Origin of the sequence: Amycolatopsis sp. NPDC059021 (genome assembly GCF_042739895.1) — a bacterium.
Taxonomy (GTDB): Bacteria; Actinomycetota; Actinomycetes; order Mycobacteriales; family Pseudonocardiaceae; genus Amycolatopsis.
In genome coordinates this window covers 1-9,314 of the sequence record NZ_JBHYIQ010000057.1, presented here as the reverse complement: position 1 = coordinate 9,314, position 9,314 = coordinate 1, and the positions used below count along the sequence as shown (strand labels likewise).

The window sequence follows — 9,314 nt, the reverse complement described above, 5'->3', positions numbered from 1 at the left end:
TGGTGGCGGGGGGGGGCCGCCCAACACCCTGTCCTCTCCCACCTCACACCCGAGCCGGCGGCGGGGGGGGGGGGGGGGGGGGGGGGGGGGGGGGGGGCCCGCCCCACCCCACACCGTTCCCCCTAGCGGAGGTGACGACGGCGCGCGGATACCGCCGTCACCATGAGGAGAGCGATCACCAGAAGCGCCAGTCCACCACCGACGATTCCGCCGTTGATGGGCTGGTGGTCCTCAGCGGTGCCGCCACCGCCGGCCTCGACCGCGCCGGCCGGCACCGGGAACCCGGCGTCGACATGCTCGGCCGCGGCCCCGTGCATGGCCGCTTCCGCCGGAGCGCTGTGCGCTCCGGCCTCGGCGGCAATGCCGCTCGCCGACGAAGCGAGACCGCCGAGATCGCTACCGGCCGGGTAGCCGGCCGCGAGGGCCACTCCCTGGCCGGCACCCGCCGTGCCGTGCACGGAGCCACCGGTCTGGTGACCAGTCAGCTGCCCAGCCGTGCCGGCGGTTCCGCCGGTGTTGCCGCTGGACGGGACACCAGCGGTGCCGCCGCCTGCGGTGGTGCCACCAATAGGGGTGCTACCCGAGGTGTCGCCCGGGATGCTGCCACTGGTGTTTCCGCCTGCGGTGGAGCCGGTGTTCGGGTCGACGGTGCCGCCCGCGGTCCCACCGGCAGTGCCACCCGGCAGGCCCGGGAGGACGCCGCCCGGCAGACCCGGCAAGATGCCACCGGCGGTCCCACCGGTGGTGGTACCTCCGGTGCCTGGTGCCGGAACAGGTGCCGAGGTGCCGGTGGGGGCGATGTATGCAGTGCCGGTGGTGCTGGTCTGCTCGCCGTTTGCCGTGGTGCCGGTGACAGTGACCGGTGTCGTGGTGGTGCTCGCGGTCGGTGTGAGCGTTCCGGTGCAGGTGGTGCTTTCACCGGCGGCCAGTGTGCTGGCGTTGCAGGTCATCGCACCACTGGCGGTGGTGCTGCTGACGTTGCCGACAGTGCTGGTGCCGGTGTTGGTGACCGGGACGGCCACGGTTGCCGGCTGGTTGACAGCGACTGGCACGGCATTGTCCGGTGATCCGGCGTTGGTGCCGTTGACCGTGGGCGTGCCCACGGTCAGGCGGCACGAACACCCGGTGTCGCTGCCGGTGTCCACCGGAGCGGGTGCCGGAGCAGGTGCTGGTTCCGGAACAGGTACCGGCGTCGGAACAGGTGCCGGGCCCGTGCCGGGGCACGAACACCCGGTGTCTGCCGAAGTCGGCGTGACCGGGCTGGTCGCACTCGCCGTGTTGTCACCTGTGCCGGTACCGCCGGCGGACGTTGCCGCTACCGGCGTCGGCAAGGACGTTGCCGCCGGCAACGTCATGGCGCCGCTCGTGGCCGCAGTCACCGGACTGGACGAGCCGGATTGCGTGGTCAGCGCGGAGCTGACCGGCGCGAGGACTCGCGCCACGGGCGAGACCGGCCGAGTCGCCGAGCCGCTGCTCGCCGACGTGGTCGAGCTGGTCGAACCGGTGCCGGTCGTCGTCATCGACGCGGTAGGTGTCGAGGCGGATGCCGAGGTCGTGCTGGTTGATGCCGTCTGCTGCGGCTGCACGAGTCCCGACACCAGCGACGTCACGGTGGTCTGCGGGCTGGTGCCCGCGGTTGTGACGGTCGCCTGGTCGCTTGTTCGCGAAGGCTCGGTGGTCTCTTCGGCGTGGGCGACACCCACGCCGAGGAGTATGAAGCCACCTGCGAACAACCCGGCCTGGATGGACCGTTTTACCCAGGTATGCATGAGAAAACCTTTCCAAGGTCTGCTGGGCTGATCAGTGATCTGTCAGCAGTGATCTCGGTGATGTCCAGTTGTCGTCAGCTGATGCCAGTCAGTGGGTGGCCGAACCGGTGATCGCGCCGGTGAGCGCGGACAGCGGCGAGGCGGTCGAGGTAGTCGAGCTGGTCTGGGCAGTCGTAGTGGCGGACGTAGCCTTCGTGACCGAGGCCGCCGACGTGGCCTTGGCGGCCGACGTGGCAGGCATGGTCTTGGCAGCCTTGGCGGCCGGGTCGCACGTGCACGCACCGGTGGTGGTGTAGTTCTGCGAGAACCCGACAGTCGGGGTGTTGCCGGCGGCGTCCTTGCCCGTGAAGGTCGCCTGCACCTTCTGGGTGCCAGGACCAGCGTTGAACTGGAACGTGCACTGGGTGCTGGCGCCCGGGGCGAGCGTCGCGTCGTTGCAGGTGACCTGGCCGTTCTGCGAGCTGCCCCGCAGGCCGGTGATCGGCGCGGTGCCGGTGTTGGTCACCTGCGTCTTGATGGTGGACGTGCTGCCGGCCGGCACGGACACGGTCGAGTTCGGCGCAACCATGACGCCGTTGACCGACGGCTTGCCGGTGATCGTCAGCTTGCCGGCGCCCGCGGGCGTACCGGTGTAGTAGATCCGGCAGGCCTTGCTCTGCTGGGTGCCGTTCGGGCCTGACACCGTGAAGTTGAACTGCGCGGTGTTCGAGCCCTGCTGCGCGGTCGTGGTGACCGTGCAGCGTGCGGTGCTGCCCGGTGCCAGCTGGCTCGAACCGCAGTTCAAGGTGCCGAGCGAGGTGCGGCCACTGAGCCCGGACACCGGGACACTGCCGTTGTTGGTCACCGGAATCGTGATGGTGACCGGGCTGCCCGACGGAACGTTCGGGCCGGGGGCGGTGCCCGCGGCCTTCCCGTTCACCAGCGGAGTACCGACGGAGATGCTCGCCGACGGCTGGGGCTGCGGAACCGGGGTCGGCTGCGGCACCGGAACGGGCACTGGCTGCGGCTGCGGCTGCGGCTGGGGCTGCGGAACCGGAACCGGCTGGGGCTGCGGCGTCGGCTGCGGCACCGGCGTTGGCTGCGGAACCGGAACCGGCTGCGGCTGCGAGCCCGGCGCCACGTTGCCCAGCAGACCGGTCACCGACGAGAGCAGCGCGCTGGCGCCGGACAGACCCGGAAGCGGGGAGTTACCCGGCTGACCGGAGCCGGAGAGACCCGGCAGCGGCAGGCTCGGCAGACCCGGGGTGGGCGTCCCCGGCGTGCCCGGGCTGGGCGTCCCGGGATTGGGCATACCAGGTGTGCCCGGGTTAGGAGCACCCGGCGTACCGGGATTCGGCGTACCCGGCGTGCTCGGGTTGGCCGACGAACTGCCAAGAACGTCCCCGACGAGCGGACCGATCAGCGGCACGCTCGCGGTCGGCAGCTGGCCGGTCACACCGGAGGTCGGCAGATTGCCGGTCATACCGGAGGTCGGGAGGTTGCCGGTCAGCGTGTTACCACCCGAGCCGGGCAGGCCCGGCAGGCCGAGCGACTGGAGCGTCTTGATGTTGTCGGTGATCTTCAGGACGTCCAGGACCGCGGTCGGGTTGCCGCTTTGCAGCTTGTCGAACGCGGTCTGCCACAGCAGGCGCATCGCGTCGAAGTTCTTGCCCGCGAAGGACAAGTACTCGTCCGGGGTGAACACCGTGTTGGGGCCGAGCCGGTTCATGATCTCGGCGACCTGGAGGGTGTTGTACAGGTAGTCCGGCTTGAGGACCTTCGCCGGGTCGGGAATGCTCGGCATCCCTTTCTGGACGAAGTTGACGACCTTGTCCGGCGTCGGCAGCCGGGACATGTCGATGGCCATGGTCTTGGTGTTGATGGGCAGGCCCATGCCGCCGCATCCCGTCGCCATCGTGAGGTAGTCGGTGCCGTGGCCCCGCACGTGCGAGGGGTTGAAGATCGGGATCCAGCCCAGCGGTCCGCCGTAGATGTCGACGACCGGCATCTGCGAGTTCCCGATCGCGCCGCTGGCCATCGACAGGATCAGGTTCTTGTACGACGGGTCGGTGTGGTAGGTCAGGGCGTGAGAGTTGCTGCCGAGCAGCGGAATCCCGTCCTCGTTCTTCCACATGTGCTGCAGGAAGAAGTCGCACGCGTCGCCACCGCCCTGGTGGGTGGTGTCCCCGGTCGAGTGGGCGCCGCCGGACTGGTTCGGGTCGACGGACGTCTGCTTTGTCTCGCCGCCGAACAGGCCACCGGTGAACATGCCACCGCTGAGCACGTCGCCGCTGAGGAACTTGCCCACGGTCGGGATCTGCGCGGTCGGGAGGTCCCCGGTGGACGAGGTCACCGGGGACAGCGGGCTGGTTGAGGGCTGGCCGGTGGTGCTGCTGGTGCCGCTCATTCCGGAAACACTCACCGACGAGCCGGGCTGAGAGCTCGTGGACGGTGAGGTGGTGTCCATTCCGGAAAGGGCCAGGCCGTCCAGGCCCAGCGGGGCGGCAGCGGCGGTCGTCACCAGGCCGGCCAGCGCGAAGGTCGCGGTGACCGACAGCGCGGCCGCGCCGCGCAGCGCGCGGTTCGACCGGCGGTAGCACGAATGTTTCGCCGGGGGAAGGCCGATGGGGGCCTGCCCGCCCGGGACATCGGCGCGACGGCGCCGTGCCCAACGTGTGAATTTCATGGAAACGCTCCAGTTCGTGAGCGCCCGCCGATAACATCGGCGCGGCGGTTGACGTGTCTGCTGTGAAACGGGATTTGTTGTGCCGACAGCCCTGGACACCAGCCGTTGATGGAGGTAGTGGCAGCGGGAACTACTGACGTGCGATTTCAGCCCATGAGTTCGCGAGCCAGCCGTCGAGCTTGTCCCTCGACGATCCTGCTGTCGCTACCGATCAAATGTGCGTTGCGATTCACCGTGATCACCATTTGCCGTGGCGACCAACAGTTAGTGATCTTGCGGTGATCGCGTACGCGTTGAATCGCATTGGCAGCCGACACGTCAGTCGGGCGACACCGGAGGTTGCTGTGCGCGCATGCGCAGCGGAGCGACGTCATCCGGGTTGACACTCCAGCAGGCGAGTCGCTCGTCGCGGGCGGCCCGGTCGGACAGCACGATCGCGCCTTGCCCGTCGCCGCCGTTCGAGCCTGCTGATGAAGTGCCATTACCGGGCCCGACGGCGCCGATGGGCGCTGCCGGGAAATCAAAGGGAAGCCGGTCGGCCGGGCGCTGCGAGCCGATGCCAGCTGCGGCCGCCGTCGCGGTCGATCGCTGGAACGAGTCCCGGCTGTGCGGCCCGCGCACGCAGGACGCGCCGTCGCCGCCGAGCGGAGTCGCCGGGGCAGCCGTCGCCGGCAGGTCCACCGCCGGCGTTGTCCGCGGCGTCGCGGAATCCGCGTCGCCGGGCGCGTCCGGGACGGGCTGCGGGCGGGGGGACGACGACATCGTTGAGTCCGCCGAAACCGTCGCCATCGCCGTGATCGTGACCATGCCCGGGGCCGCGAGGCGGGACTGCAGACCGGTGCTGGAAACGACCGGCGCGATCGTGGACACCGCGCCGGAGACCGTGCCGGTGAGCGCGTGCGTGACCGGGTTGTCGAGCGTGCGGCTCACCGTGGTGACGGTATCGCGCACCACGGCGTCGACGGCTTGGGTGACCGCGGTGGTCGCCGTCGTGGCCGTCCGCACCGCTGAGCCGACCTGCTTGATCGCCGGAGCCAGCGTCGGCGCGGCGGAGCCGACCAACGCGGTGGTCTGCCCCACGGTCGTGTTCACGAGGGAGGTGACCGAGTTCGTCACCGGGCGCGTCGCCACCGCGATCGGAGAGGGCACGATCTGCGCGGCAGAACCCGCTTCCGGAACGGTGCTGCTCGTGAGCCGGCAAGCCGTGGCCGCGTCGACCGGGCCGCATCCGGTGTCAGCGGCAGCGGTGGAGGTCTCGAAGGCGTTCATCACGAAAAAGCCGACGAGGACAAACGTACCGAGCAGGACGGCACGGCAGACCACGGCAAGGCATATCGCCCGCCGCGATCGTGACGAGTGGCGCACACTCACCGGTGCGCCCTGCTCGCCGGTTGATCTTCGACACGGGTAGCGGAATGACTCCGAAAGAACCGGCCCGACACGACCGGCCATTCGAAGCAAGGCGCACCCGCGACGACTGTGTGAAACGGGCGCCGTGCCCGTTTCACAGTGGGTCGTTCGCAGCCGCACCATCGCACTCCACCATTTCCGGCTTGCTCGAGGGTTGCCCCGACAGCAGATGGTAAGAACTCGCCAGGCAATAGGGAACTGCCACTTACGGGACCCGTCGCCGCCACTGAGTACAGTCTCCGACCTTCTCATGAACCACTCTCCGTCGGTATTAGAATGCGAGAACTCAACCGTATGTGCCCGATCGGGTGAATTGGGATAACGGCGGTCAACCGCTTGTCGCGGTGCGGGTCAGGCGCCGCCTCGGCGCCGTGGTCACGGTTTGATAACTCGACATCATCGTTGCTGGCAGGAGCGCGATGCGGCAAGGTCGCGTCGTTGGCGACAGAGAAGCAACGGGCCGGGGGTGCCCCGCATCCGACCGGCGGTGAGTACGGGATCGGGCACCGTCCGGCGCTGATCGAGCCCGTTCGCCGGCGGCGAACACGCCGCGGTGATCGGCTGGATAACATTTTGATAATCCCGCGTAAGGGAAAGAGTAGACCTTCGTTTCCCGGGACATGGAGGCCGTGTTCAGTCCCCGAAACGAGCGCGATCGCGAAGAATCTTTGGAAGTGGCGGTTGCGGTGGCGATACTGATCTATGCCCAGCGGCCGAATATGCGCCATGGGGTCGCGCGATCGCTGCAGGGCGCGCCGGGAATCGGGCGCATCGAATGCGCCGCGACCGCGGACGAACTCGTCAGCAAGTACATGCGGTCGCCTACTGACGTGGTGCTCGTCGCGGTCCAGCCGGGCGAGCCATCCGGTCCCGCCGCCGCGGCGAGGCTGCTGTCGATCGCCCCCGACGCCTCGGTGATCATGTTCGGATCGTCTGACGCGGTCGCCGTAGCTACCAGCACACTAGTGCCCGGCATCGGCGGATTCCTCCAGAAATACGACGGCCTGTACCCCGAGCTCGCCATCGCCGCCGCACCCCACGACGTCGCGCTGCCCGACGCCGAACCTCCCCACCTGTCCGAACGCGAGCTCCAGGTCCTCTGGGGCATGGCCCACGGCAAGAGGAACCTGCAGATCGGCGCCGATCTCGCACTCTCCGAAGACAGCATCAAAACCCATTGCAAACGCATCTTCCGCAAACTGGGCGTCCACGACCGCGCCGAAGCGGTCGCCGCGGGCTTTCGTGCCGGTTTGCTCTCCTGACACCCGAGTGGCCGTGTCGCCGCGTGACTCGATCCTGGAGGCGTTGCCGGCGGAGGGAGCCGGGCCTGGACCGGACAGCCTGCCGGGTCGTCGGAGGTCACCCGACCGGTTGCCGTAGCGGGTGTCTTCGTCCGATCGGACCGGAAATCATCACGAAAGCGAGGAGACAATGGTGAGCGATCTCGATACCCCCGGGAGCTTGCCGCCGCTGGCTCATCAACCGGGCACCTCTCGTCGGTCGGAGCCCGAACACCCGGCGCCGGTCGTTGCCCTGCAGGAAAGAGACATCCCGTCCCGCGCCCAAGTATCCGCTGTGGACAGTTACGGGCACGATTTTCCGGGACGCGGCGTCGGCGCTGTCCTGCGAGCCAGGCGAATCGCAGTGGCGGGCAGGAGTGAGCGGGGCGTCAAACGCGCGTTGATCACCGTCGTGCTGGCCGGCCTGACCTTGCTGGGGCTGGCCACGCCGGCCTTGGCGCATGACAGTCTGGTCGGGTCCACTCCGGCGGACAAGTCCACCGTGGACGCTTCGCCGCCTGCCATCGAGCTGAGGTTCGACGAGCCGGTGCAGCAGGGCGCGGAGCTGAACACCGTGGTGGTCACCGACGCGCAGCGCAACCACTGGGAGGCCGGCCCGGCGGTGGTGAAGGGCAACGCGGTGGCAGTCCCGTTGCGCCCGCTGGGTGCCCCCGGCGTGTACACCGTCGATTACCGGATCGTGTCTGCGGACGGCCACCCGGGCGACGGCTCGATCACCTTCACGCTGAGCAAAACGGGCAACGGCGCCCCGGCCACAGCCACCAATGCGCAGCAGCCGGCCGTCGCCACCCCCGGCGAGCCGGGCGGCAAGGGCCTGCCGGTTTGGGCGTGGATTCTCGGCGCCGCGGTGCTGCTCGGCATCGGGCTGACCCTCGCATTGCGGATCGGCAAGAAGCGGTGACCGTCGGCGGGCCGCCCCTGATCACCTCGTCCCGGGTCCGGCTGACCGCGCTGCTCATCGCGGCGGGCATCGCCGGGGTGCTGCTCGGCACCGCGATCGTCGCGGCCCGGCCGGCTCCCGGTCTGCCGGATCCGGGCGTGGTGATCGAGGCCGGCCTGCCGATCGTGCGGGTGCTGCTGGACTTGTCCGGGTTGATCACCGTCGGGTTGTGCGTGCTGCCGCTGCTGATCGGTGCCGACCGGCCCGAGCCGGCCGAGCCGGTGCTGGCCCGCAGCCGGGTGTGGGCCGCGGCAAGCTCGCTGGTGTGGGCGACCTGCACGCTGGTCTTGCTGGTGCTGCAGACCGCGCAGCTGCATCCGGGGCGCAACGTGTCGTTCGCCGCGATCGGCAGCTACATCAGCGAACTCGGCGCGGGCAAGGCGTTGCTGGTGGTGATCGTCAGTGCGCTGGTGTGCACCGGGCTGGCGCTGCGCATCGGCGAGTCGCTGCCGGCCGAACTGCGCGCCGCGGTGTCGCTGCTCGCGCTGCTGCCGCTGCCGGTGACCGGGCACGCCATGGACTGGCGCTGGCACGACCTGGCCATGGTGTCGATGGAACTGCACGTACTCGGCGCGACCGCGTGGACCGGCGGGCTGTTCGCGGTGATCGCGCTGGTCGCCGGCAACCGCGCGCTGCTCGCCGACGTGCTGCCGCGGTTCTCCAAGCTGGCCACGGTGTGCCTGGTCGTGGTGGCCGCCACCGGATTGGTCAACGGCATCGCCGAAGTGGTGCTCACCCCGCCGGGGCGGGATCTGATCAGCGGGCTGTTCGGCACCGGCTACGGCCGGCTGGTGGCCGGCAAAGTGCTGTGCCTGCTCGGGCTGGCCGCGCTGGGCGGCAACATCCGGTTCCGGCTGCTGCCGGCGATCATCCAGCGCAAACCGACCGCGCTGCTGCGTTGGGCGGCTTTGGAGCTGACCGTGATGGGCGTGGCGTTCGGCTTCGCCGTGGTGCTCACCCACGCCCCGGTCGCGTAACCGACGCCAGTGTCTGCTCCGGTACCCGCCGCCGTTGTGGAACAGGGACTACAGCACCACCGCGACCACGATCACCGCGATCAGCAGCGTGACGGCCACCTCCACCCGCGCCACGTCACCGCCGACGGCCGTTCAGGTGCGAATTCGATCTTGTCGCGGGTCTATCCCATGATCGGTGTTTCCGGCGTTGTTGATCAGTAGGTTTCGGCTCCCGGCCAGCGGTCACCGAACGTGATGGCGAAGGCGTTGATC

Annotated in this window: 8 protein-coding genes; 5 read left to right on the top strand and 3 right to left on the bottom strand. The window is 69.4% G+C overall.

The features are described from left to right. Window positions 1-122: 122 nt before the first annotated feature. A complete protein-coding gene (locus ACFWX1_RS29120; RefSeq protein ID WP_378392645.1) occupies window positions 123-719 on the bottom strand; it encodes a hypothetical protein in 597 nt (198 codons plus the stop codon). Between the two features lie 79 nt (window positions 720-798). On the opposite strand from ACFWX1_RS29120, the gene ACFWX1_RS29115 reads away from it, so the two are divergent. Then, the gene (locus ACFWX1_RS29115; protein ID WP_378392643.1) at window positions 799-1,800 is read left to right on the top strand and encodes a hypothetical protein; all 1,002 of its coding nucleotides are present in this window, start codon (window positions 799-801) and stop codon (window positions 1,798-1,800) included. Window positions 1,801-1,857: 57 nt separating this feature from the next. Here ACFWX1_RS29115 and ACFWX1_RS29110 read toward each other — a convergent pair whose 3' ends face one another. Beyond that, window positions 1,858-4,434 (bottom strand): hypothetical protein, encoded by a 2,577-nt coding sequence (locus ACFWX1_RS29110; RefSeq protein ID WP_378392641.1) that lies wholly within the window; start codon window positions 4,432-4,434, stop codon window positions 1,858-1,860. 318 nt (window positions 4,435-4,752) lie between these two features. Continuing rightward, a complete protein-coding gene (locus ACFWX1_RS29105; protein WP_378392639.1) occupies window positions 4,753-5,526 on the bottom strand; it encodes a hypothetical protein in 774 nt (257 codons plus the stop codon). Between the two features lie 7 nt (window positions 5,527-5,533). Between ACFWX1_RS29105 and ACFWX1_RS29100 the strand changes: the two genes are divergently transcribed. From ACFWX1_RS29100 to ACFWX1_RS29085, 4 genes are all read left to right on the top strand, one after another. Further along, window positions 5,534-5,845 (top strand): hypothetical protein, encoded by a 312-nt coding sequence (locus tag ACFWX1_RS29100; RefSeq protein WP_378392637.1) that lies wholly within the window; start codon window positions 5,534-5,536, stop codon window positions 5,843-5,845. Window positions 5,846-6,464: 619 nt separating this feature from the next. Continuing rightward, window positions 6,465-7,106, top strand: a complete 642-nt coding sequence (locus ACFWX1_RS29095; protein ID WP_378392635.1) for a LuxR C-terminal-related transcriptional regulator — start codon at window positions 6,465-6,467, stop codon at window positions 7,104-7,106. Between the two features lie 382 nt (window positions 7,107-7,488). Further along, window positions 7,489-8,046: a copper resistance protein CopC gene (locus ACFWX1_RS29090; RefSeq protein WP_378392633.1), complete on the top strand. Its 558-nt coding sequence runs from the start codon at window positions 7,489-7,491 to the stop codon at window positions 8,044-8,046. Next, window positions 8,043-9,062 carry a copper resistance D family protein gene (locus tag ACFWX1_RS29085; RefSeq protein WP_378392631.1) on the top strand — a complete coding sequence of 340 codons (1,020 nt, stop codon included), beginning with the start codon at window positions 8,043-8,045 and terminating at the stop codon, window positions 9,060-9,062. The genes ACFWX1_RS29090 and ACFWX1_RS29085 overlap by 4 nt, the downstream gene beginning before the upstream one ends. Window positions 9,063-9,314 lie beyond the last annotated feature (252 nt).